General features: G+C 74.4%; 1 protein-coding gene (cut by a window edge). It reads right to left on the bottom strand.

The window, feature by feature from the left end; translation table 11 throughout:
• Window positions 1–16: 16 nt before the first annotated feature.
• A protein-coding gene (locus ACFYQ5_RS11600; protein ID WP_389196489.1) for a lonely Cys domain-containing protein crosses the window boundary here: on the bottom strand, window positions 17–25,982 show its 3' portion. Its footprint extends 12,761 nt past the window's final position; 25,966 of the gene's 38,727 nt are visible here — the last part of the coding sequence; the start codon falls outside the window, past its right edge — the gene reads right to left on this strand; its stop codon occupies window positions 17–19.

Below are 25,982 nucleotides of genomic sequence, written 5' to 3'. Positions count from 1 at the left end.
ACACGAGGACATCTCATCACCCACGTGTGCCGCCGTCGTTCCCCGCCCCCGCTCCGGTGGCCTTCGCGGCCTCCAGCCTGGCGAGCAGCGCCCGGGCGTGCTCGTCCGGGAACAGCCCTTCGCGCGCGACGAAGGCCCGCAGGTCCTCCTCGGTCAGCGGGTGGACGTCCCAGTACCGGCCCCAGTTGTTCACGTAGACCGAGGCCGCCGAGCGGTCGGCTTCGTCCAGGGCGTGCTGGGCTCCGGTCATCACCTCGTGGAAGCTGTGGTGGCGCACCCCGACCATGATGCTCACCAGCCCGGACCTGATGAGGCCGAGGTCCACGGGCACGCCCGCGAGCCGGGTGAGCCGGGCCACGTGCGTGATGATCCGGTAGGCGCTGCCCGAGGTGCCGGTCAGCACCAGGCCACCGGAGTCCTCGGAACGCGCCTGGAAGTCCGCGGCCATCGGCAGGGTGTGCGTCATCCCGGCGGGCGACCAGAGCAGGACCCCGTCCCGGACCGCCAGGCGCCGTTCGGCCGGGCTCAGCGCGGGCCAGACCTCGTGGGGCAGCAGCGGTGTCTGCAGTAGCGCCTCCAGCTCCGCCATCTCCTCCTCCTCGTCCTCGGGGTCCAGGCCCGCCGCGAGGAGTTCGGCACGCTCGCGCTCGTACCGTTTGAGCTGCTCGGTCCGGTGCCGGTCACGTCGCTCCACCCCGATCACCGGATGCTGCGGCTCGACACCCCCCATCAGGTACGGGACGAGGTCCTTCGCCACGCCGTTGAACAGGAACGTCACCCGCTCACGCAGGTTGCCGGACTCCACGACCCGCGCGAGCTCCTCGTACGAGGTGCCGACGGCTCCTGCGTTCAGGCCGTTCCTGCTGCCGAACATCCGGTAGTCCGTGCGGTTGTTCAGGGCGATCGCCCAGAACGCCCGCGCGACCTTGCCGAACTCGTCGTTGATCTGCTGGTTGGCGCTCAGGTACGCGGCGAGCCTCTGCTCGAAGTACAGGGCCTCCTGCGCGTAACGGACGCGCGCCAGGGCCCAGGGGGGCGCGTCGAGTTGCCCGGCCTGCTCGTCGGGCTCCGAGGAGTCAGCCGGTCCGGTGCCCCGTCGGGAGTTCCCGGGCACCGGGGTGCCCTCGCGGTCCGTGGAGGGTTCCCGCCTCTGCGGCAGCGGGGCCGGGTCGTCGTCCGAGTCGTCGTCCCTCGACAACAGCGGTCGCGGATCGTAATCCGAATCTGAATCCGAATCTGGATCCGGGGACAGGGCCGGGAACGATTCGAGCGCCGGGCCGGCGAAGTCCGCGTCCACGACGGACGCTCCGCCGCTTCCGGTGTGCGGCGCGAAGTACGGGTTGGGGACGTACGGCCCGACCGGCATGCCGTACGCCATCGGTTGCACGCCACGGATGTACCGGCGGTCGATGCCCCCGGGGAAGAGAACCTCCTCCTGGTCGGGGAAGGGCGAGGCCAGCCCCAGAGTGGCGTTCACGTCGATGCCGCCGGGGACCTCCATGTCGTAGCGCCAGCGGTAACGGCGGTGCAGCGCGTCCGCACCCATCGGGTTGGCGCGGGCGCTGTCGCGCACGTAGTCACGGTTCGCGGTCGCGCTCGCGAAGACGGTGTTCGGAACCAGGGCGCTGCCGCCGTAGACGTGGTCGATGAGGTGCACCATCTCGGGCCCGTACGGCTTGAGCCCCTCGCGGAAGACCTGCTCGGGCCCGTCAGGACTGAAGCGGAACAGCGGGCCGTCGTGGTCACGCCACAGCGCGTCGGGGAGCGTGCTGCCTGCCAGCGCGGCCGGGTCGGCCGCGACGACGGCCGGGTCGACGGGCGGGGTCGGGCTCACCGGTCCGGTGGCGGGCCAGCCGACGGGTACGGGCTCTGCGCCCTTGTCCGTCAACAGGCGGGAGGAGGCGACGAGTCCACGGCCGGGCAGGTACCAGTCCCAGGCCGGGCCGTCGCGGTACACCCGCCCGGCCATGTCCGTGACACCACCGGCGGACGGGCCCTCGGAGTTGTACTCGCCGCGCAGTCCGAGCGACGGGATCTCGGCCACGAACACGTGGAAGTCCGCATCGTCCTGGCCGTAGCCCCACACGGTGTGCCGGTCGGTGGCGGCGGCCACGGGGAACGCCTCCAGCGTCTCCTCGTACCGACCGTCGAACTGCCCGTCCGCGGAATAGGGCAGGGCCTGCTGCCCCGTCGGGGCCGTGCCGGCGGCGGGCGCGGTGGTCGCGTTCCACTCGGCGGTCCGCGCGGTGTCCTCCGTGCCCGGAGCGACGGACGGTTCGGCGGACGGCATGCGCGGCACGGTCCGATGCCAGACACCGGGCCGCCCCGCGTCCGCGGCGAGGGCCGTCACGACGCCCGGCCTCGTCGGGCCGCCCTCCGACACCGTGAACGCGCCGTCGTAGCTCCACACGGTCCGGTCGTTCGTGAGGGAGAAGTGCTGCTGCACGCGCAGCTGCCCTGTTCCGATACCGGGCACCAGCAGGGCCAGGGGGCGGTGGTGGTCGGTCAGCGGCAGCTCCGGGTCGGACTCCAGCAGTGCGAAGAACTCCCCCGGGGTGACCCGCACGGTGCCGCCCGGCAGCCGCAGGACCACCGCGCCGGCGTCGTCCGTGTCCGCGTGCACGAAGTACGGAGCGGCGGCGCCCTGCTGGGTCCACGGGGCGAACTCCAGCGAGCTGGTGTTACCGGTGGTGCCGGTCCTGTCGGCGTACAGGCGTGCGGGCTCCAGCCCGCCGGGGGTCGGCGTGGGGCCCCAGTTGCGGCCCTGGAGGGGCCCGCCGGGCGTGCGGATCCGGCCCTCGTCGGCGAACGCGCCCAGCGTCTCCAGGTGGAAGACGGCCAGTTCGTCCGGGTGGCCGGAGTCCCGTCCGGCGGCGAAGGCCTGTTCGGTCAGCTCCCTCAGCCGGGCCTCCGTGGACTCGTCCCACCCGGCCTCGGCGGGCAGGTGGAGCGCCGCACGCCCCAACTCCTCCCGTCGCACGGGGGTCCTGGCGTCCAACAGCTGTGAGGCGCCGGTCATCGCCCACAGTGCGCGGGCGTACTCGCGCGGCGTGAGCGGACCGGCGGGCATCCGCAGCACCGCCCGCACCACGGCGTCGCCGCCGGTGGCGATTCTGTCCAGCGCGTCCCGCAGCGCGGGCGCGTCCCATGCGTCGGTGAGCGCCACGTCCCCCGGCGTGGCCAGGGCGCGGTCGAGCACGGCCTCGAAGTCGGCCGGTCCCGGGACGGACCCGTCGGGCGTCGGCGCGAGGAGCTGCCACAGCTCCATGCGCAGCGGGGTGAGCGCGCTCAGCTCCGGGTCGTTCGCCCGCAGCGTCTCCAGTGCGCCGATCCCGCGCAGCAGCCGCTCGTATCGGCCGCCCGGCACACCCCGGTCGGCCTCGACCTCGTTGCCGAAGACCTGCCTCAGCGCCCGTACCAGGCGCAGGGCGCGCGGCCCCTCGTCGTCCCAGGCGGGAAGGCCCGTGGGACGCGGGAGGGGGCGCAGGCCGGCCGCCTCGGCCAACTCCGCGGTCCCGTCGACCGGTTCGGGCAGGAAGGTCTCCATGCGTGCCAGGGTGCCGTCGGGCGTCGCCGCGAGCAGCCGCACGGTGTCGTTGTAGCCGGTCCTGCCGGTGGCGGCGGTGGTGATGCGCCCGCTGTGGTTGGCGGCGTGCTGCGCGAGTGCGACCTCCTCCAGCGGGTCCTCGACGAGCGGCGCGGGCCTGATGAGGGACTGCTCGCGCAGCGGGTCGCCCGCCACTCCGCCGAAGCAGCTCGCGACGTGCAGGTCGTCGCCGGCCGCCCGCTCGACCACCTCGGGCAGCCCGCCGATGTAGCGTCCGCCGTCCTCGGCGCCGAGCAGCAGCACCCGGCCGTCCTTGCCGACCAGCTTCAGCCCGCCGGGTACTCCGTGGGCGTGGAAGGTGTAGACCGACGCCTCCGGGTCCGGGGCGGTCTCCTCGGCACCGACCGTGTGGAACGTGTCGCCCAGGCGCAGGACGTGCGCGCGCTCCCGCATGCCCCGGTACAGCCTCAGCCGCCGCTCCCGCAGCCGCCTGCGGCCGTCGTCGGGCATCGACTCCCGGCCCTCGAAGCGGTGGTCCGCCCCGACCAGCGGGCGGGTATCCACGTCGCTGTCCCGGAACCGGACGCCGTCCACCGTGACCCACTCGCGGTCCGGGGCCGGACCCGTTCCGTGCGACGGCGGGTCGAAGGGCACCCAGTCGCCGTACGCGTCGCCGGGGTCGGAGTCGACGAGCGACAGGACGTGGACGGCCGGCCCGGCGTCCGTGGCCTCGGTCCCGGTTTCCATGAGGCGTCCGTCGCCGCTGGGCGCCCAGACCCTGCGGCCCAGCCGCTCCGCCACGGCCCGTGCCAACTGGCCGTACTGGGCGCCCGCGTACGGGCTCGCCAGCACGACCGGGACGTCGAGCGGCAGCGACGCGAGTACGGGATCGGCTGCCAGCAGGCCGGCCACCGCCTGCGGGTCCAGCTCCCGGCCCTCGGCGAACAGCGCCTCGTCGTAGCCTCCCTCGGCCGCCACCACGTAGGCCCCTTCTCCCCAAGGGGCGGCCTCCTCGGAGACCTTGCGCAGCTCGCCGCCCCGCTGTTCGTGAAGCTGGATCCGCGTGGCGTCGACGCCGCTGATGCCGGAGCCGGTCCAGTCGCGCCCGCGCGGAGCGCCCTGGGCGTCGCTCATCAGCGTGTCGCCGGACAGCAGCGGGTCGGAGGACACGTCGGTGGAGCCCGGGGACGGAAGCGAGTCCGTGGACCGCGACCCGGACGTGTCCGAGAAGGAGACGGGTGAGGCCGGGGCCGAAGCCGTGTCCGTCCCCGGGGCGAAGGCCCAGTCGGGGTCGGACGGCGACGTGAGTGGCGTCAGGGAGCCCCGGGGCCCGCCGTCCGTGGCCGGGTCCGTGGCGACCCGTCCCGTGGACCGGGGCACCGGCGCGGGCAGCGGGCGGGGCGCGTCCTTGGGCGCGGCGTGCTGGACCGGGCGCGCCTCGTGCCAGACACCGCCCCCCGGCGCACCCCCCATGACGGCCGCGTAGTGCATGGTCAGCACCGGCTGCCCGGAGTCGCCGGTGCCGGACAGGTCCGCCGGGAAGTCGGTCCACCACACGGTGCGGCCCAGCCGCTGGGCGAGCCGCTCGGCCACGTCGCCCGCGTCGGCGGGCTGTCCGGTGAACGCCAGGACGACGGGGGTGGTCAGTTCCCTGCGCGTCAGCATGGGGTCGTGCGCGAGCAGCTCCACGAACTCGCGGGTGGGCACGGCGGCCGACTCGCCGTCGTAGGTCAGCCGGAGGAGCTCCGGGTCGGACGCGTCGGGGGCGACCCGCACCAGGAACGGGACCCGCGTGCGCCCGCCCTGCGTCCACGGCGCGTCCTCCACCACGGCGAACGTGCGGAACTGTGCCAGGTCCACGTACGACTGCGGCTGTCCGCCGGTGAAGTCGCGGCCGAGGCCGCGGGCGGCGCCCTGCACGGTGCGCAGACCGGACGTGGCGTACACCCTGGCCTCGTCCAGGTCGTGCACCGCCGCCACGTCGGGGTCGGACGCCTGGCGGCCCACCGCGAAGGCGCGCGTGAGCAGGTCGAGTGCTTCCCCGAGTTCGTCGGGGCCCGGCCGTGCGCCGGGTGTCAGGTGGAGGACCTGCGCGACGAACGCGTCCCGGTCCGGGCCCGGGGTGTCCAGCGTCTCCTCGGCCTTGACCCGGGCCCAGAAGATGCGCGACCGCTCGGGCTCTCCGACCGCGTCCTCGTCGATGTCCAGGGCGGTGGCCGCCTCCTCCTCGGGGTCTGCGTCGTGCATCCACCGGGCGGCCTCCTCCACGGCGGGGAGGTCCACGAAGCTCACCAGCTGGTCGCCGGGCCACATCCTCCACTGCTCTGCGGCGGCGGCCAGGACACGTCGGGTGACGTCCTGGTTCACACCGGACGCGGCGTCGGGGTGCGCCTCGACCACCCGGCGCAGGAGGTCCAGCGTGAACGGGCCGGCGATGTCGAAGTCGGAGTCCGCGCGCCACATGTGGTCGACCGCAGCCGCGCCGCGCAGCAGGCCGTCGTAGTCGGGCGCGTCGTCCACGTCGTGCCCGAAGGTGAGCCGCAGTGCCCGCACCAGGCGCAGCGTCCTCTCGCGCGTCTCCTCCGTGACGGGTCCGTCGGCCGGACCGAATCCGGCGGCCTCGGCGAGGCGGTCCAGTCCGGGTCCTGCGGGCTCCGGACGGAACAGGTCCCAGGCCCGGTGGCGCCCCTGCGCGTCGGCGAACAACGTGCGCGTGTAACGGCCGTTGTCCGACTTCGTCCCCTGCGAACTGTAGGCCAGGCGAACGGTGCGTCCCGTGGAGTTCGCCACGTGCTGTCCCATGGACACGTCGCGCAGCGGGTCGGGAACGAACGGGCCGGGGAAGGCGTCGCCCGCGGTGTTCGGGGCCGGCACGGCACTGTTCTTGGGCGCTCCGCTCCAGCAGACCACGAGGTCGACCCAGTGGTCCTCGGGCAGGTTCGCCAGGCTCTTGCGGCGCTTGAGCCACGGCCCGGCCTCCCGCTCGTCGACCAGCCGGACGGTGCCGTCCCGCAGCGCCAGCTGGAGGACGCCGGGTTCGCCGTGCATGTCCAGGCGGTAGGCGGTGTCCTCGGGGCCCGGACGCGGCAGGTCGTACTCCTGGGACATTCCGTCCGTGGCCGGGTAGTGGTGCACGAACGTCGTCATCCGGTCGAGCTGGCGGCCCTCGTCCTCGAAGTGCTTCGCGTACTCGGCGGGGTGGTGCGAGGCACGCCCGATCTGCTTCCCGCTCAGCGAGCTGACGATGGGCCGGGTGACCACGTCGCGGTACCAGTCCGGTACCTCGTCGTCGGGGTCGGGCGCCAGCCCGGGCTCGCTCGCGATCCAGTCGCCCTGCGGGACGCCGGAGCGGCGGACGGTGTCGATGGTGCTCGCCGCGCCGGGGGCCGTGCTGAGCATCGCCTCGCCGCTGTGCGCCCACACCGTCAGACCGGTACGGTCCGCGAGCTTGCGCGGCAGGTCGAGGTAGCCGTCACCGGCGAAGGGGACCGCCAGCACGACCGGGGTGCCCTGCGTGAGTCCTTCCCGTGCCACGTCGGCCGCGACCAGTTCCACGAACTCGTCGACGTCCAGTTCGACCGTCGAGTCGTCCGGCAGCCGTGCGTCCACCCGGTCGTGCCCTCCGTCGGCGGCCACGACGTACGGGGTCACGCCCTGCGGCCAGGGGACCCGCGCCGTGTCGAGTACGTCGTACGAGCCGGACGGGGTGGCCTTCAGTACGTCGCCCTGGGCGGTGTCCAGCTCCGCGACGACGTCGTCCTCCCAGTTGAGGCCCGGTACGCGGCGGCCCTGGACGGTGAAGTGGCGGGCGCGGCCCGGCGCCAGCACGCCCAGCTGGGTGAGGTGGAAGGCCCCCAGCGCGGCGAGGCTCGTCGCCGCACCGGCCGCCGTGGCCCGTTCCACCAGCGCGAACAGTTCCGCGCGAAGGTCCGGTCCGGCGCTCGCGTCGGACTCCAGGTGCAGTACCCGGCGGGCGAGCGCGTCCACGTCCAGCGGGCGGTCGCGCAGCGCGGGCTCCCGACGGCGCAGGGTGTCCAGCGTCTGCACCGCTGCGGCGTCCGGTGACTGGGAGACGCCGATCGTGGCCTGCCGGCCGAGTGCGGCCCGGGTCACACCGTCGAGCGCCCCCGTGCCCACCCAGTCACCGGGGACCCGGGTCAGGCTCTTCGCCCCGACCGAGAAGTCCCCGGCGGTCAGACGCGGTTCGCCGGCGGGGCCGTCCTTCTGGAGGTCGTCCAGCGCACGGGCCAGCAGCCGCTCGAACAGGGTGCGGGCGGCCTGCGCGCGCCGTCTGCCCGCCGAGGCCTGCTCGTTGACGTGCGACGAGCCGTCCGTCCGGCGCGCGTCGGCGCCGTAGCCGGTGACGGTGACGCGCGGCAGCGACGCGCCGGCCCGCTGGTTGCGCAGCCCTGCGGCGGCCACCTGGGCCGCCAGCCGGCGCAGGGTGTCCGCTCCCTGCGCAGACGGGGCCGTCTCCCCGGGCCCGTACGCCACCAGGGCGCGCGTCGGCAGGACGGGCAGCGGCCGGGCCGCCTGCGGAGCGGCCGGGGCTGCGTACACCGGGGTGCTGGGCGTCGGCACCGAGGTCATCTCCACGCCCTGCATGGGGTCCCCGGCCGAGGAGCGGGCCTTCACGGTGGAGGAGGTCGCCGCCGTGGGGCTCTTCCCGGACGACGGCGCCGCGGGCAGCGGCGGCTCGACGGGACGCGGGCCCTCCTGGGTCCCGGCCAGGTCGACGGGCCGCGCCTCCCGCCAGTCGGCGACCGTCGGGCTGGTCAGGGTCATCAGCGAGTCGACGAGCGTGGGTACCGCGACGCCTGCGTCGTCCCTGCCGGACAGGTCCGCCGGGAACGGGCTCCACCACACGCCGCGGCCCAGCCGCTGGGCGATCACCTCCGCGACGCCGGGCGCCGGACCGCCGAGTCCGGTCAGCGTCAGGAGGACGGGAACGGTCAGCCCCTTACGACTCAACTCCGCGTCGGCGGCGAGCAGTTCGGCGAACTCCGCGGCAGTCACCTCGTAGGTGGCTCCGTCGAAGCTCACCTGGACGCGGCCGTCGTCCTGGAGGCCCACGTCCGCCAGGACCAGGTACGGGACGGGCTTGTCCTTGCCGTACACGTCCTGCCCGGCCCACGGGGCGTCGGTGAGTCCGCCCGGTGTCCGGAACTTACCCAGTTCGGGCTGGTACGCCTGCCCGTCCGCCCAGTCCCGGACGATGCCCGCGGCGGGCCCCATGGTCGTGTACGCCGTGGGCCGGCCGAAGGCGCCGCGCGCCTCCAGGTCGTACGCGGCGGCCACGTCCGGGTCGGTCATGTTCCGGCCCGCGGCGAACCCGCGGGTCAGCACCGTCAGTGCCTCCTCGCGCAGTGTGCCGTTCACCTCGGTGCCGGGGTCGAGGTGCCGGATCCTCGCGGTGAGGGCGTCGGCGTCTGGGCCGGCCAGCGTCTCCTCGGCCTTGACGCGCGCCCAGAACATCCGCGCCCGCTCGGCGTCGCCCACGTCGTCGGGACCGGAGAGCCCCAGGGCGGCGACGGCCGCCTCGTCCACCACCACAGTGTCCTGCAGCCACCCGGCGGCGGAGTGCAGCACCGGTAGGGCGACGAACCCGCTGACCGGCAGGGAGGGCCCGTCCTGCCAGGTCTGTGCGGCCGCGGCCAGTACGCGGCGGGTGGCCTGACGGTCCACACCGGAAGCGGCCTCCGCGTGGGCGGCGACCACCCGGCGCAGCAGGTCCGGGGAGAACGGGCCGGTCCCGGCGAGGTCCGGATCGACGTCCCACATGTTGGCGATCGCCCCGGCTCCACGGACGAGGGTGGCGATGTCGTCCGCGTCCTCCACGTCGTGCCCGAGGACCAGCTTCAGGGCCCGTACCAGGCGCAGCAGTTCGGCCCGGCTCCCCGGCGACGGTTCACCCGTGAACCCGGCCGTCGCCGCCAGCCGGTCCAGCTCGGCCTCGTCGGGCTCCGGACGGCTGGTGTCCCACCACCACTGCTGTCCGCTCGCGTCGGTGAACAGCACCCGCACGGGGTCGTCCTGGTAGGTGAAGACCCCCTGCAGGGCGTGGGACAGCCGGACCGTGCGCCTGGTGACGTTCGCCAGGTGCTGTCCCAGGGACAGGGCGTCGTCCGAGAGCGGATCGGCGGCGAACGGTACGGGGAACGAGTCACCGACCTGCGAGAGGTCCTGCACGGCGCTGTCCTGCGGGGCCGAGGAGTAGCAGACCACCATGTCGATCCAGTGGTCGGCGGGCAGGCTCGACAGGCTCTTGCGGCGCCGCAGCCACTCCCCCGCCTCGTGCCGGTCGGCCGTCCTCGACCCGCCTTCGGCCATGGGCAGCATCAGGCTGCCGGGCAGCCCGTGGCCCGCCAGGTGGTACGCCTTGTCCTTCGGTCCGGGGTCGGCCAGCGGAAGCTTGGCGGAATACGTACCGGTGGCACGGTTGAAGTGGACGTACAGCGTCATCTGGTCGAGGCGGTTGAAGTTGTGCTCGCGCGAGGACTCGGTGAGCTCGCCGGGCTGGTGCAGACTGCGGCCGATCTGCTGTCCCGTCAGCGCGCTCACGATGGGCTGGGACACCACGTCGCGATGCCAGTCCGGGGCGCTGTCGTCCGCGTCGGGCGCCAGGCCGGGCCGGACCGGGACCCACGAACCGTGGGGCATCCCGTCCCGCTGGACCACGGCGACGGTGCTCGACGCCGCCGGATCGGGGTTGCGCCGCGCCAGGCCGCTGTGCGCCCACACCGTGCGGCCGGTGCGCTCCGCGAGCTTGCGCGGCAGTTCCAGATACCGGTCGCCCGCGAACGGGACGGCCAGCACGATCGGGGCCACGGCCGGCATGCCCTGCAACGCCGGGTCGGCCGCGACCAGTTCGATGAACTCGTCGACCTCGAGATCCCGCGTGGTTCCGTCGGGCAGCAGCGCCGTCACCGTGTCGTGGCTGCCCTCCGCGAGGACGGTGTACGGGGTCATGTCCCACGCCCAGGGGGCGAAATCCATTATTCCACTCGGAGCGAGTCCGCCCGCCTGGTCCTCCTCGAGGTCATCCACGAAGAGGCCTTCCATTGCGACGACCTCGGACCCGGCCCAGTTCAGGCCCGCCACCCGGCCACCTCCGCTGGTGACGTACCGGGCGCGGTCCGGGGCGAGTACGCCCTCCTCCTCCAGGGCGAACGCCGTGAGGGAGGCCAGGCTGCCCGCCCGCCCGGCGGTGAGCGCCCGCTGGACCGTCGCGTACAGGTCCCTGTGCATCTCCGGGTCGACGAGCGCGGACGGGCCGAGGCGGCGGACGCGCCGGGTGACCGCATCCGGGTCGAACTCCCCGGCGCGCAGCGTGCGGTCGTCGCGGCGCAGCGCGTCCAGGGTCTCGACCGCCGTCGCGTGCCCCGGCGAGGTGAGGGCGATGGTGGACTGCCGGCCCAGGTCCGCGCGGCTCACCGTCTCGGACATGGCCGCGGTGCCGCTCTGGCCGGGCAGGCGCGCACGGCCGCGCGAAGTGATCTTGAAGTCACTCGCGGACAGTGGCGTCCGTCCTTCCGGCAGGTTCCCCTGGAGGGCGCGCAGCGCGTCGTCGAGCTTCCCGACGAACAGGTCGTGCGCGGTCCGCGCGCGCTGGTCGCCCCTCCGCCGCGCGGCCTGTTCCCGCTGCTGCGCGGTACCGGCCTGGCGGGCGTCGGCGCCGTACCCGGCGATGTCGATCTTCGGCAGCGGCACCCGCGCACGCTGGTTGCGCAGACCGGCCTTAGCCACCTGGAACGCCAGCCGTTCGACGTTCTCCTGCGCGTCGGCCGAGGGACGTGTCTCCCCCTGGGCGTACGTCACGAGGCTCAGCCGGGGCAGGGGGGCGAGCGGCCGGGCAGATGCGGCGGTCACCGGCGCGGCGAACACCGACTGACCGTCGGCCGTGTCGAACGCGGTCATGTCCAGGTTGGCCGGCTCAAGATCGGTCATGTCGACGTCCGGACCCGTCAGGCCCAGGTCGGCGAGGTCCGTTCCGGTAGGACCGAAGTCGAAGTCGAAATCGCCGAGGTCGTTCCAGGCGGACGGGTCGAAGTCACCGAAGTCGACCGTGCCCAGGTCGAAGTCGTCCAGCATCGAGATGTCGAAGTCGGTCATGTCGGCGTCGGCACCCGACTGGGCCGCCGGCCCCGGATCCGTGACGGGTGCGGAAGCCGGGCTCGGTTCCGTGGCGGGCGCGGTCCAGCGCTGCCGCAGGCCCAGGCCGGAGCGGAGGTTGTCGGCCAGCTCCGTGGCGGAGGCCGGTGCGGCCCCGGAGCCGGTCCCCGTGTCCAGCAGGTGGCCGGCGACCCGGCGCACCGCGTCGCGGAAGCCGTCCCCGGCGTACCGGGAGTCGGCGAGGACGTCGTGCGGTTCCGCCGGCAGCACCAGGGAGACGGCGGCGTCCCAGGCGCGGGTGGCGTCGGCCGCGTCCGTGCCCTCGGGCGCCGCGTCCGCGAAGCGGGCGTAAGCCTGCGCCCACAGCCGGCGCGACGCGGTCGCGGCCACCGCGTCCATCGTGTCCGTCCAGGCGTCGGGCCGCGCCATCCGCACCCGGACCAGGTCCAGCGGCGTCAGTTCACCCGCGGGCAGCCGGTCGTCGCCGCGCAGCATCATCTCGGTGCGCTGGCCGACGGAGGGCGTGATGCCCGCGCCGTTCATCTCCTGCAGGCTGACGGTCTCGCCCTCGGCGGGCCGCGGCGGTGCCTGCGACAGGTCCGCCTCGGTCACCTGGTCGGCGACCCACCGGCGTTCGGCGGCGTCCCTCGGGACGGCCGGGGCCGCGTCGTCCGTGTCGGAGATGGTGTTCCGCGCCGCTCCCAGCGCGTCCGGAGTGACCCCCAGGGTCCACAGCCGGGCCTCGGCGTCCTCCAGCCGGTGGCGCGCCTCGTCGACCCCGGCCCAGGCGTCCGCCACGGCCGTCTCGTCGCCGCTGATCCGCTCCGTCGTCGCCGCTTCGGCGGCGGCCGTGCCGAGCGCGCTCAGTGTCTGCGCGTGCGCCTCCCACGCCGCGTCGTGTTCCGTGGTGACATCGGCCACCACGGCCGTACGGGGTGACGCCGAGTTGGTCGCCGTGGCCGTGGGGCCTGAGCCGTCGCCCTCGGAGGTCGTGATCCGCCCCCAGCTCCCCGCCGTGGCCGGCTGCCCGTCCGGGCCCGGCAGCATCGCGACGGTGTACGTACCGGTCGCCGGGTCGTGATGGAGCGTGGTGGCGCCGCCGGTCGCCCACCAGTTCCGGGCCGAGTTCCGGGCGCCCTCGCCCGGGATGCTGCCCTCCGTCGGCCGGTCACCGGACGGCCTGCCGTGTGGCACCACCGCGATGACCTCGGCGTACCCGTCCTCGTCCAGCAGTTCGGCGTCCCTGAAGACCAGTTCGCCGAACTCGCCGGGGGGCACCGGCCCCTGCATCCGCAGACCGTCGGCGTCACCGTCGGCGACGTACACGAAGGGCCTCGGACGGTGCGGGTCGGCCGTCCAGGGCGCGGGTTCGGTGCCGACGGGGACGAGCGAGCCGTCGGGGGCATACCCCAGCAGGGTGACGACGCTGTGGTCGAAGGTGCCCTGGGGCCGGGGCGTACCGTCCAGGAACCTGCCCCAGGCGTCGCCGTCCTCGTCCGCCAGGAGCCGGTCGGACGCCAGCGCGCCCTGCTGTTCCAGGCGGTAGGCGGCCACCTCACTCAGCTGCCACGGGTCGCGGCCCGCGGCGGTCGCCTGCCGTGCCACGAGGACCGCTTCGCCGAAGCGTGCCGGGTCGGGGGCGGGCAGGTGCAGCACCGCGGCGGCGTACGCGCCCTGATCGGCCTGGCCGGTCGTCAGGGCGACCTTGAACGAGGCCCACAGCAGCCGCGACCACTCGGTCTCACCCACCGGCGCCGAGGCGTCGAGTCCCAGGACGCTGCGGGCGACCTCCTCGCGGCGGGGTGCGGCGGCGAGGTCCGTCAGCATGTGGACCAGGTGCGGCAGGGCGATCCAGTCGGTCAGGGGTCCGCGCGCCCCCGTCTCCCAGCGGCGGGCCGCCTCGGCCAGCAGGCTCCGGTGGCCGTCCGGCGTGAACTGCGGGGCCTGCCCCTGCGGGAGCCCGCCCGCGAGGTACCGGGTCAGGAGCTGCCCGTACAGGTCCAGGGTGAACGCGCGCGCGCCGTCGCGGTTCAGGCCCGGATCGGCCTGGTGCATCAGGTCCAGCGCGCCGATACCGCGCAGCAGCACCGGGTACTCCGGGCTGTCGTCCACCGTGGAGCCGAAGATCTGGCGCAGCGCCCGGACCAGCCGCAGGGTCCGCTCCCGCACGGCCTCGGGGGCGGGTGCGGGGCCGTGGTGCAGCCCGGCGTCGCGGGCCCTCCGGTCCAGCGCGTCCCCGGCCGGTTCGGGCGTGAACATGACCCACGGGTAGGCACGGCCCCGCGCGTCGGTCTGGAGGGCGATGTAGGCGTCCTGTGCGCCGTCCTTCGGCTGGACCGCGGCGTTCATCAGGGTGGTGGCGAACACCGTGCGGCCCGTCTCGTTGGCCGTGTGCTGGCCCACCGCGACGGCCGCGAGCGGGTCGGGCACGAACGGCGGGGCTCCGACGATGTGCATCCCGGGTGTCTCGCCGATGCCGGGGGGCGCCGCCGCGTAGCAGACGAGCATCGCCACGGGGTGCTCGGGGGCGAGCGAGGCGAGGCTGCGGCGGCGGGCCAGCCTGCGGGCGAACTGCGGTCCGTCGTCGGTCCGTTCGCCCTCGGGGGTGTGCCAGTCGACGGTGCCCGGCAGGCCGTGGTTGTTGGGGAAGTACGGTGCCGGCAGGCCGAGCGCGGTCCACGGCGTGAGGGCGGTGGGGCCCTTGGGGTCGTAGGAGGTGCGCTGGTTCGTGTAGGTCGTGACCGTCCCCAGCCGGCTGTGCGTCATGGTCCGCGACCAGCCGCCGTCGTCCGAGCCGGCGAGGTCCATCGAGATGTAGCCCGTGGACCGGTTGCCGTGATGGGCGATGGACAGGGCGCTGACCTCGCCGTCGGCGGGCGGCGTGGACACCGTGGCGGGGGTGTTGGCGAACCACTGGCCCCGGGGCGCCTTCCGCTCCTCGTCCAGCAGCAGCATCATCGAGCGGTCCGGGACGCCGGGAAGGCGCCCGATCCCCGACCGGCCGGTGGTGGCCCACACCTCGCGGCCGAGCCGGTCGGCGAGCCCGCGCGGCAGGTCCAGGGACGCGGCGGCGGGGCGGGCGACATGCAGCAGCAGGGGCCCCGGCCGGCCCGCCAGGTTCCGGTCGAGGGCCATCAGTTCGTGGAAGACCTCGGGCGTCACGGGGCGCGCGAAACCTCCGAGCCCACGGACCACGACCGCGTCGGACCGGCCGCCGAGCATCACGAGGTACGGGTCGGGGTCGCCCTGTGCGGGGAGCCAGGGCGCGGTCTCGGGTCCGCTGTGGCCGGTCGCACCGTCGGGGGTGCGCGAGATCCGGCCGGTGGTGCCGGGATCGAAGTCGGCCGGCAGGGGCTGTCCGAGCCAGTTCCAGCCGCGCGGGCGGCCCTGGGCGTCATTGATCCTGAAGTCGGCGTGGAACGCGCCGCGTTGCGCGAGGTAGGCGGCGGACAGGGCGGGAAGTGTGTCGGCGCCGGCGGCGAACGGGGCCGTCACCAGCCGTACGAGGGCGCCGCGCGCCGACGCGTTCACCGTGTCGGTGGGGTCGAGCAGCAGCACCTGGCGGACCAGGGCGTCCAGGTCCAGGAAGCCGCCGCGCAGCTGCGGGTCGGCGGACCGCAGCCGGTCCAGCCGCTCCAGCGCCTCTGCGGCCTGTTCCCGGTCGACGGCGTTGAGGGCGCCCAGGCCGTACAGCGCGTCGAGGACCGCTTCGCGGTGCCGCTCCGCGTCGTCGGGCAGGACGTCCTGAGGCGTGACGGAGGTGCCCTGACCGGTGGCGGGAGCGCCGGACGCGTTCGGCATCTGCGGGGCCGGGCGGTTCGGTTCGGTGGCGACGGGCCGCGTGGGGATCGGGCGGTGCGGGAGCGTGGTGCTGCCGGCGTCCAGGCGGGTCACGGTGCCCCTGGCGCGCTCCGGCTCCAGCTCGTCCAGCAGCGCCTGGGCGTGCTCGTCGGGGAAGAGCCCGTCCCGCGCGACGTTCTCCCGCAGCTCCTGTTCGCCGAGCGGGTAGATGTTCCAGTACCGGCCCCAGTTGTCCGTGTAGTCGAGGGCCGGGTCGTGGCCGGGCACGTCGTCCAGTGCCAGTTGGGCTCCGCGCATCACCTCGTGGGCGGTGTGATGGCCCACCGTCAGCGAGATGGCCAGCATCCCGGCCCGGATCAGCCCGAGGTCCAGGTCGAGGCCCCACTGGTCCCGCATGCGGGCGGCGTGCAGCATGAAGCGGTACGTGGACCCGGCGGTGCCGGTCGCCACCAGGCCGCCGGAGTCCTCGGAACGCCCCTGGAAGTCGGAACTCATCGCGAGGTCGTACACCGTCGTCGCCGGCATCCAGGTCAGCCCGGCCTCGTCGACCGCGATCCGGCGCTCCGCCTCGCTCAGCGGCGGACGCGCGTCGTCCGGACGTGCCGGATTCTCCACGGGGTGCGGCAGTTCCCTGACCGCCGCCGCCTTCTCGGCAGGGGACATGTCCGATGCCTGGATCTCCGTGGCGCGCCGCATGTACGCGGCGTAGGCCTCCCGCTGCCGTCGGCTCGGCCGCTCCGCGGCGATCTCCGGATGCTGCTCCTCGGCGCCGCCGAGCATCTCCGGCACGAGGTCGTTGGAGATCCCTTCGTACAGGAACGCCACCAGCTCCCGCAGGTTCCCGTTCCTCAGCACCCGCTGGAGTGCCTCGCGGGATGTGCCGACGGCGCCCGCCTTGAACTTGCTGGTGTCGCCGAACGTCGCGAGCGCGCGCGGATACTGCTGGCGCGCCTTCGCCCACGCGGCGGTCGCCATCTTGCGGAACTCGGCGGTCACCGCCTCGTGTTCGGCCAGGTACTCGCCCAGCCGCTTGTCGAAGGCGACGGACTCCTCGGCGTACCGGATGCGCGCCAGGACCCACGGGGGTGCCTCGCTGTTCCTGCGCTCCGGGCCCGGCTGTGCGGAGCGGTCCGGCTGCCGGGAAACGGCGCGCTCGGGGACGGGCGAGGGCTCGGCGGTCGCGGGCCGGGAGGGCCGTGCGGGGGCGGTCTCCTCGGAGCGGGCCGGTTCCCCTGCGGGCGTGACGGGTTCCGACGCCCCCGGCGGGACCAGGCGGTGGTCGTCGATCTCGATCGTCACCACGCGCCCCTGGGCCGGGTCGGTGGCGCTGCGCACCCGCTTGGCCGCCTTGGTGAGACCGAAGTCCCGTACGCCGAGGCGCGGGCCGCTCAGGCCGGCCTGGAAGGTGTCCAGGACCTGGGCCAGCTTGGCCGCGAGCTTCCTGGCGACGACGTCCGCCCGCTGTTGGCCGCTGGACTGCGAGCGGTTGCCGTGCCCGGTGAGGGTGATCGTCGGCACCGGCAGGCCGTGGGCCCGGTTCCAGAGCCCCGCGCGGGCGAGCGAGAGGGCCAGACCGTCGATCGTGCCGTCCGCGTCGGCGGGGAAGCCGTGCTCCCCCTCCTCGAAGCGAATGGCCTGCTGGTGCCAACGCGGCGTGTGGCCGTGCAGCACCACCGTCGTCAGCGGGTTGGCCACCGCGGGCGAGGAGCCGGACAGCAGGGCCGCGTTGACCTCGTGCGCGGACTCGCCCGGCCGCTTGCTGTACGCCCGGAAGGACCACAGGTCCTTGCCGTCCATCACCGGCGCGGCGTCCCGGATCAGGTCCCTGGCACGCGAGCGCGCCTGAGCGACCTCGCGCAACGCCAACGCGTGCTCGGGCCGGTCCTCGTCGAAGTACCAGGGAACGCGCTCCGCCTGACGGAGGTCGGCCAGGGCCCTCGCCACGCGCGCGAAGCCCTCCAGACGGTCGGTCTCCGCCTGGTCCGCACCGCCTCGCCTCGCCTCGGCGACCCGCCGCTCGGCGTCGCCGGCCAGCCGCGCCAGTTCGTCCTCGCTGTAGCGGTCGAGGTTCTCGTCGATGACGTCGTCGAGAAGCTCGGCCGGGAGCCCGCTTTCGGAGTGGGTCTCGTTCTCCAGCGTGATCTGGTGGGTGCCGTCCTCGCTGGCCAGTACCACCTGCGCGAAGTGATAGGGGGCGTGCGGGCCGACTCGGTCGCCGGGTTCGGCGTGGTTGTGCGTGAACAGCTGCGCCCCGCCGTCGTTCGTGGTGCTGACGGACTGGATCAGGTAGCCCTCGCCGACCCCCGCCCAGGCGTACTCGTTGACGCCGATGCGCCGCGCGGCCGAGGCCAGCGGGGCACGCAGCGGGTTGTCCTGCGGCTCGTAACTCAGCGCACGCCCGTAACTCTCGCCCGGTGTGGGGGCGCCCACCACGCCGCCGGCGAAGCGCTTGTCCCGGCCCGCCTGGCGGGCGGCCCAGCGTGGGGTGACGTCGGTGGCGGGGCGGGCTCCCTCGGCGACCTCCGTCAGTGCCTGGGCCAGGTGATGGGTTCCGGTGACCTCCCGGCCGTGCAGCCCGCTCACCGGGGCCGTCGAGACGATGTCGCCGGTGGGGCCCCGGAAGGCGATGTGGGACAGGGGGGCGCTCTCCGCGCCGGCCACCATCTGGGCGAAGTCCCGCGTGAAGGCGTGCTCCGAACCGCCGGAAGCCGTCAGGAACTCCGGCTCCACCAGGAACAGCGGTTCGCCGTACGAACCGTCCTCCTTCGGCAGCAGGACACCGGTCGACTCGTCGGCCTTCAGCCGGATCCCTGCCCCGGCCAGCCGCGCCGACGAACGCTCGATCGCCGCGCGGGTGGCGTACACCTGCTGCCCGCGGCCGGTCGTGCCGTCCTCGGCCGCGAGCGTCGCCAGCGACCGGTCCTCGGAGATGTGCAGGGGCGGTCGGTCGGCCATGAGGACGGTCCCGTGGTCCTGGCGCGGGAGGACCAGCGCATCGGGGCCGGTGCCGCCCCGGACCTCTCCCACGGACCGCGGGAGCGGATGGGTGAACAGGACCCCGGTGCCTCGCTTGTCGATGACTCCGTAGTCGCGGGTCGTCAGCGGCCGGGGACGGCGCGCCTCGATCTGCCGTTCGAGTACGGCCTGGTCGACGATGCGGTCGAACTCCGCGTCCCCCTCGGTGCTGGACCGGTCGTCGTCGTCGAGGCCGGACACGCTGTCGACGTCGCCCTCGCCGCCGGGGTCGCGGGCTCCGGGCAGCCCGCCGTCGGCGGGCGGCGCGGCCGAGACCCAGCCCGCGCCGGTGTTGCCCTCGCTCAGTTCGAGCATGAGGTGGCGGGTACCGGCCGTCGGATGCGTGGCCAGGCCGACCGGCGCTTCGGGGTACCAGACGCGGCGGCCCGTCGTCCCTGCGACGAGGGAGGCGACGGTCGCGGCGTACTCCAGGGGGAGCGCCAGGACGATGTCCGCGCCGCTGGGCCTCCGGGAGTCGTACGAGATGAGCGTGGCCAGTTCCTCGGCGGTGCTGATCCGGAAGCTCCGACCCGGCGCGGTGATCCCGACGCCGCGGCCGTCCGCGTCGGCCGCGACCAGGTACGGGTTCTGCCAGGGAGCGGGCCGTGGGATGACCCTGCCCCTGCCGCGCACGGCGTAGGACGCCAGCTCCGGAGTGGGTTGCCCCGGTCCGGTGTAGTCGCGGCCGGTGGCGTCGCCCTCGTCGTCGCGCAGCAGCGTGCCCTCGCCCAGGGCGCCTTGCCCGGTCAGGATCTGCTGGTCGACGAAGAAGAGGGCGAGGTCGCCGACGCCCGCCAGGTCGTCCGAGGAGGCGTCGAGCGCCAGCGAGCCGAGCTGCAGGAAGTCCGCGGGGCCCGGCCGGGTCCCGCGCCCCATGTGCAGGACCTGCCGGGTGGCGCGCTCCAGGCCGTCGCGCAGCGTCCGCGCCGTCGGGTGTGTCTCCGCCTCCTCGCGGACGAGCTCGTACAGCGCCTCGGAGGTCTCCCGGAGTCGGGCACGCGGAACGGTGCCGCGCTCGGGGCCGAACACCGTGTCCAGCCATGCCGGTTCGGCCCAGAACGGCTGGTCGTCGTCGGAGTCCGATTCGGATTCCGATTCGTCGGACGCCTCCGCCAGCGTGGGCAGGGCCCTCCCGGGGGGCAGCGGTGGCGGCACCGCGCCGTCCGGACCTGTCTGCGGGGACGCCGCCGGGAGCGACACCGGGTCGACCCAGGCCGGCTCCCGGAGCTCCGCCGGCGTGTTCTTCCGTGCGTCCGCCCAGGTCGTCCCCTCCGGAGAGGTGTGCGGCTCGATGTCTCCGGCCACCGCCGCCCACAGCTGGAGGTGGCGCGGGCGCAGACCGCTCTGCGCGAGGCCGTCGGGGGCCTGCTCGTCGAACGGGCCGAGCAGACTGCCGGGCGCGTGGAGCCGGTCGGGGTTGCTCGCGTCGCGCGTCTCGTCCCGCAGGAACAGCTGGTGGGCGAGCTCGTGTGCGAACTCGACCGGGTCGGCGTCGGCCCACCACGCCCGCTGGTTCATCTGCTGGTCCCGGCCGACGAGATCGACCGTCAGATGGGGGTCCTCGTCCGGCCCGGGCGACTCGACGGTGACGTGCAGCCGGTCACCGTTGGGCAGCCTGTGCCCCGGCCGGTTGTAGAACTCCTCCACGCCTTCGAGCACGCGCGCCATCGCGGCGTCGGTGTCGGCCTGCCCGTCCCCCGGTCGGAGGGCGAGCCGCACCGTGAGGTCGGTGACGGTCTCGCCGCCGTAGGTGAAGCGCCGGACGTCGAAGGCCGAGCGCACGACGACGCGCGGCCGGTCGTCGAGGCGGGCGCGAGGCGGCGCGGTGGAATCGCGGAGCGGGATGCGCAGGGCCGTGCCGTCGACGTCCTCCGGCACCAGGTACAGGGCCGAGGGGTCCGCCACGATCCGGTGGGGCGTCGAGTCGTGGTCCAGGTCGGCCATGACGACCGAGAGGGTGTCCATGTTGGCGACGCGGCCGATCCAGCCGCTGTCGCCCCGCAGGATCGCGCCCGTCGTCTCGTGGACGAAGTCGTGGCCGAACCGCGTCCACCCGGCCGGCGGGATCTCCGTCCCGTCCGGGAGCCTGATGTGCCCGGTGTCGGCGACCTCGTAACGGAAGGGCTCCGAGCGGGACTCGGCGGGACGCGTGTACGTGAACCACCGGTTCGGCTGAGGTTTCGTGGTGGCCGTCACGTCGTCCTCGGTCGCGACGGCCGGGTCCTTGCCCTTCCCGGTTTCGGTGTCGGCAGGCAGGTCCGTCGCGGGTGCGTCAGTGGCCGGTACGTCGGCGGCGGGCACGACGGAGGACGGGTCGACGCCGCCGAAGCGGGGCCGCATGAGGGTGACCTGGCGGCCGATCGGCCACTGCTCGGCCACGGGGTCGAGGCCGTCGTCGGGCGAGCCGCCCAGCAGGCCTCCGGACCGGGAGCCGCGGGGGCCGCCACGGGTGGCGACCTCCCGCAGTCCGCCGCGGTGGTCGTCGACCGTGATGTGCACGGGACCGGCGCCGGGGTCGGCGGTGGCCGACCCGCGTCCGCGCTCCGAGTCGGGATCGACCGTGATCGCGCCGGCGGTGAGGTGCGGTCGCGGTGTCCCGTCCTGCAACGCCGCGAACGCCTCGGCCAGCTCCTGCCGGAACGAGGCCGTCACCGCCTCGGCACGGGCCTTCGCGAGGTCCCGGCCCGTCAGGAGCCCGCTGCGCATTCCGGTGACCTTGACGTCCGGGAGCGGCAGCCCGTTGGCGGAGTTCCACATCGCGGTCCTGGCCACGATCCCGGCCAGGTACCGCAAGGGGTGCTTCGCACCGTCGGGCGTCTGCTGGGCGCCCTTCTCGAAGGAGATGGTCACCGGCAGTGCCTGCTGGCCGCGGAGCACGACGGCGGTCAGCGGGTTGGCCTCGGCGGCGGGCCTCTCCTCCAGCAGTTCCGCGTTGGTGTCGTGGGCCGACTCGCCCGGCCGCTGGGAGTACATCCGCATGTACCACTGGTTCTTGCCGGCGATGACCTGTTCGAGCTGGCCGATGCGCTGCGCCGCGGCGCGGGTGGCGCCCTCCAGTGTCCGCTCGGCGTCAGCGCGCTCCGGAGAGCCGGCGGGCGCCGCGCGCATGTCCGCCTGGGCCTGCTTCGCCCGTGCCAGTGCCAGCGTCAGGTCGAGATGGCCGCGCAGCTCGGTGAGGTGTTCGTCGACGCCGGCCTCCTGTCGTTGCTCGATCTCCCCACGCAGTCGCGCCGCGGCCTCCCGCAGAGCCTTCAGGTTGTGCACCCGCAGACTCGCCCTCGCCTCCCCGCGGTGCCGCGCGTTCCGCTGCGAGGACCGCGCGTGGTTCTCCAGGGAGATCTGGTGACTGCCGTCCTCGCTGGCCAGGACCACGGTGGCGAAGTGGTAGCCGAAGTGCGAGCGGCTGATGCCTGATTGCGGCTTGGCGTAGTTGCGTTCCAGGCTCGGCTGGCCCTGGTCGCCGGCCGACGCGACGGACTGGACGACGTAGCCCTCGCCGACGCCGGCCCACGCGTGCTCGTTGACCCCGATCCGTCTCGCGGCGTCCGACAGCGCGTCGCGGCGCGGGTTGTCCGGCTGATCGAGAGCGAGCGCGCTGCCGTAGGCGTGGCCGGGCAGCGGGCCGCCGTCGCCGCCGGTGGGCCGGTCGTCCCGGCGGACGTACGAGGACGCCCACGCGGGATTCACCCTGTCGGGCGCCACGTCGCCGTCCGCGACGTGGCCCAGGGCGTCGGCGAGGTGGTGCGAGCCGGTGACCTCGGCCCCGTCGGAGGCGTTGACCGGCGCGGTGACCACCCGGCCGGTGCGGGGATCGCGGAAGACCATGTGCGACGTGCGGGCGTTGTCGGCCAGCATGTCGGCGAAGTCCCGGCAGATCTCCTCCGACGACTGCCCGGACCGGGTGAGGAAGTCGGGCGTCACGCGGAACAGCCGCTTCGTGCCCCCGTCGGGGGTGGGCAGCAGGATGCTCAGGTCCTCGTCGGTCCGCAGACCCATCGCGAGGCCCGCGCGCGTCAGACCGACCGACGAGCGGGCGACGGCTTCCGCCGTCGCGAAGACCTGCTGTCCGTACGCGCCGTTCTCGACCGCGAGCGTACGGTCCGAGGCGATCCGCAGGACGGGCCGCTGGGTGGCGAGTGTCTCGTAGTAGCCCTGCACGGACATGACCAGTTCGGGAGCGCCCTCCGTACCGACCAGCGCCTGCGGCGTCTGCCAGGTGCCCTGGAGGTCGCCCGGCTTGCGGAAGAGCACGCCGTCACCACGGTGGTCCACGACCCCGTAGTCCCTCGTGGTCAGCGGCTTCGGCCGGCGCGCCTCGATCCCGTCAGCGGGCTCGGACCCGTTCTCGTACAGGTCGACGATGTCCGCGACGTCCGCCTCGCTGGTGCCGTCCGTGTCCGGTCCGGTGGAAGCCCATGCCGTGCCGACGCCGTCGGGGAGCGGCCCCAGCGTGATGTGGTCGGTGCCGGACCGCCAGTCCGTCGACGGCCGGGGGCCGTGCTCCGAGTACCAGACCCTGGAGCCCGTCAGGTCGGCGACGTGCTGTGCCAGGACCGCGATGTCGCCGTGGGGGAACGCGAGGACGACGTCGGCTCCCGCGGGCCGTGCCGGGTCCCGCGCGACGAGCCGGGCGAACTCGCCGGGGTCGTCCAGGGTGAGCCGGCCGCGCGGCGTCATCAGGTGAACGGCGTCCGCACCCTCCTGGGCGAGGACCACGTACGAGTCCGAGTCCGTCCAGGGAGCGGTCCACGTGACCAGGCTGCCGTCCTCGCTCTCCACCGCGTACGAGTTCAGGGGCGGCGCCTGGCCCCCGGTGCCGGTCCAGTTCCGCCCGGTCCCGGCCTCCGACTCCACCTGGGTGTCCTGGCCCAGGACGGCGTCGTGCTGGGTCAGGTAGTCGGCGAGGGCATCGGCGTCGGACAGTTCCTCAGGGGAGGCGCTCAGGGCCAGGGATCCAAGGAGCAGCAGGTGCTGTCCGTGCACCTGGACGTCCGGGCCGAGGTCCAGCACCCGCCTGGTCAGGTCGTGCAAGGCGTCCAGCTCGCCGGTCGCCACGGACGACGACTCCTCCCTCAGGGCGAGTCCGCGCAGCGACGCCACCGTGTCGGCAAGCGTCTCGGGCGAGTAGTCGTGCCTGGCCGCGGCTCCGAAGAGGAGGTCGAGCCACGCCTCCTGGGCGCCGTCCGGGGAACCGTCCTCGCTGTCGGCGTCACTGCTGTCGTCGGCGAAACGGAACTGCGCCAGCGCGTCGGCGTCCGGGGCACCGTCCTCGCTGTCCGTGTCACTGCTGTCATCGGCGTCACTGCTGTCGTCGGTGTCGCTGCTGTCATCGACGAAGCGGAACTGCGCCAGATCGACCTCCGGGGCACCGTCCTCGCTGTCCGTGTCACTGCCGTCGTCGGCGTCACTGCTGTCTTCGGCGTCGCTGCTGGGGAACGATCCGTCCTCGGTACCTGCCGTCCCCGGCGCCTTGACGGCTCCGGAACCGGACAGCGTGCTCAGCTCGTACGCCTCTTCCTCGCCCGGGAGCCCCGGGAGCCCCGGGAGGTCGCTGCCGCTCGGGGACGGGGGCAGGGGAACGGCGGCCGGGTCCTGCTGCGGGACGGGCGGGGCCGGCGGTGCCGCTTGCGGGGCGGGCGGCGCGGGGGTGCGCTGGAGCAGGGGTACGAAGTCGCCGCCGCGCCGCCGGAGTCGGAGGTGGGTCCCGTCGGCGGACGGACCGGGATAGGTGTGGGTGGTGCCGTTCTCCTCGATCAGGGTGACGGTGGTGCCGGTGGCGGCGGCCGCCCACTCGGCGGCTGCACGGTCGGCATCGGGGCCCCAGGGTGCCTCGGCGAGGTGCCGGCGCAGGTGGCCGTCGAGGGCGTCACGGCTCGGCGCGGGCGCGCCGGGCCACACCTTCATGGGCGGTGGTGTGAAGAGGGTGTCGCGTTCGGCGGGGTCACCGGGCAGGCCGTTCAGACGCATCAGCTGGGCGGGCGACGCTCCGGCGCGCGTGCGCAGCCGTGCCGCCTCACGGCGGGCGAGTCCGGGCTGTCCCGCGGCCTGCTTCAGGGCCGTGGAGAGCGCGCCGAAGAAGCCGTTGCCGCGTCCGGTGTGCGTGCCCTGGGTGTAGGTGGCGCCGTCGGGCGCGGTGAGGACTCCGTCGCGGGCGAGGCGGTAGCGCGGCTCGCTGCTGTCGGCGGGCGGCAGCCAGGGCGCGGTGGTGTGACTGCGGTGCGCGGGCGGCTTCGCCGGCTGCTCGGTCGTGGAGTTCCCGGTGTCCGTGCCGGAGGTCCCGGCCGTCGGCGGAGCCGGCAGCGCGGCGGCGGCCGGAGCCGCGGTGCCCGACGGGAGCGCCGCGTGGAAGAAGCCGTCGGCGGAGAACAGCACGGGGTCGGCGGCCGGATCGACGGCGGCCGGATCGACGCCGTGCGGGAGGAACAGCTGATCGCGGCCCTCACCGGTCACCACGGTCAGCGGGGTGCCGAGAACTCGCGCGGCGAGGGCGGGCAGCAGGTCGGCCCCGCCGTTGTCACCGGCGCGGCGCTCGGGCGCGGCCGGTACGCCGTCCGGCTGCCCGGCGTCGTCCGGCTTCGGCTCGCTCGCGAACGGGCGGGACAGGGCGGCGGTCGCCAGCGCGACCCGCTGGTCCGGCGTCGGCCAGAACGTCAGCGGAAGACTGCCCAAGGCGTCGAACTCCGCCTGCTGGGCCGGGGTCAGCACCACACCCGCGGCGTCCAGTTCGTCCTGCGTGAAGGTGTCGGCGACGTCCAGGGCGAGGGCGTCGAGCAGATCCTCGTTGCCGTCCTCGCCCAGGGCCCAGGCGAGGCGGTCGCGGGCGGCGCCGACGGCCTCGGCGGTGATCTCCGGGTCGCCCGGCGCGCCCGCGAACCGGTCGGCGAGGTCGTTGCCGAGCAGGTGGGACAAGCGGCCCCGGGCCTCGGCGGCGGCGAGCAGCGCGTGGAAGAACGAGGCACCGTCGTGCGGCATGTCGTGCACCTCGCGCACCGTGGCGCCGTCCGGCGAGGTGAGGGTGCGCGGGGTGGAATCACTGCCGTCGGTGATTCCGTACGGCTCCGGCGCCTCGGAGCGCCAGCCCGGCTCGGTGTACTCCTGCGGCACGTCGCGCACCGGGACCGAGACCGAACCCTGGTGATGGGCGGTGAGCCGGGACGCCGCGAGGTGCAGCCGGTGGTGGTCCGCGGCGGCGGCGTCGGTGCGTCCCTCCCACAGCCGTGCCTCGTCGCGGGCGGCCTGCCAGGCCACGACCGCCGGGGCCTGCGCGAGGTCCCGCGGCAGTGCGGTCGCCAGTCGGGGGTCGTCGTCGCCGAGCGCGGTCCGCTCCGCGGGGCTCAGAGAGAGCCATGCCTCCCGGGCCCGCGCTCGGGCGTCGAAGTACTCCGTCTCGGCCTTGGCGAGGTCGGCGGTGGCCTTGGCCATGTCGTCCCAGGCGGTTCCGACCTCGTCGGGGAACGTGTTGTCGTCCAGGAGGCCGAAGTCGCGGGCGATGTCCTCACGCAGCCAG

This window comes from Streptomyces sp. NPDC005794 (genome assembly GCF_042871445.1).
In the GTDB taxonomy this organism is placed as follows: domain Bacteria; phylum Actinomycetota; class Actinomycetes; order Streptomycetales; family Streptomycetaceae; genus Streptomyces.
This window is presented reverse-complemented; position numbering and strand designations above follow the sequence as displayed.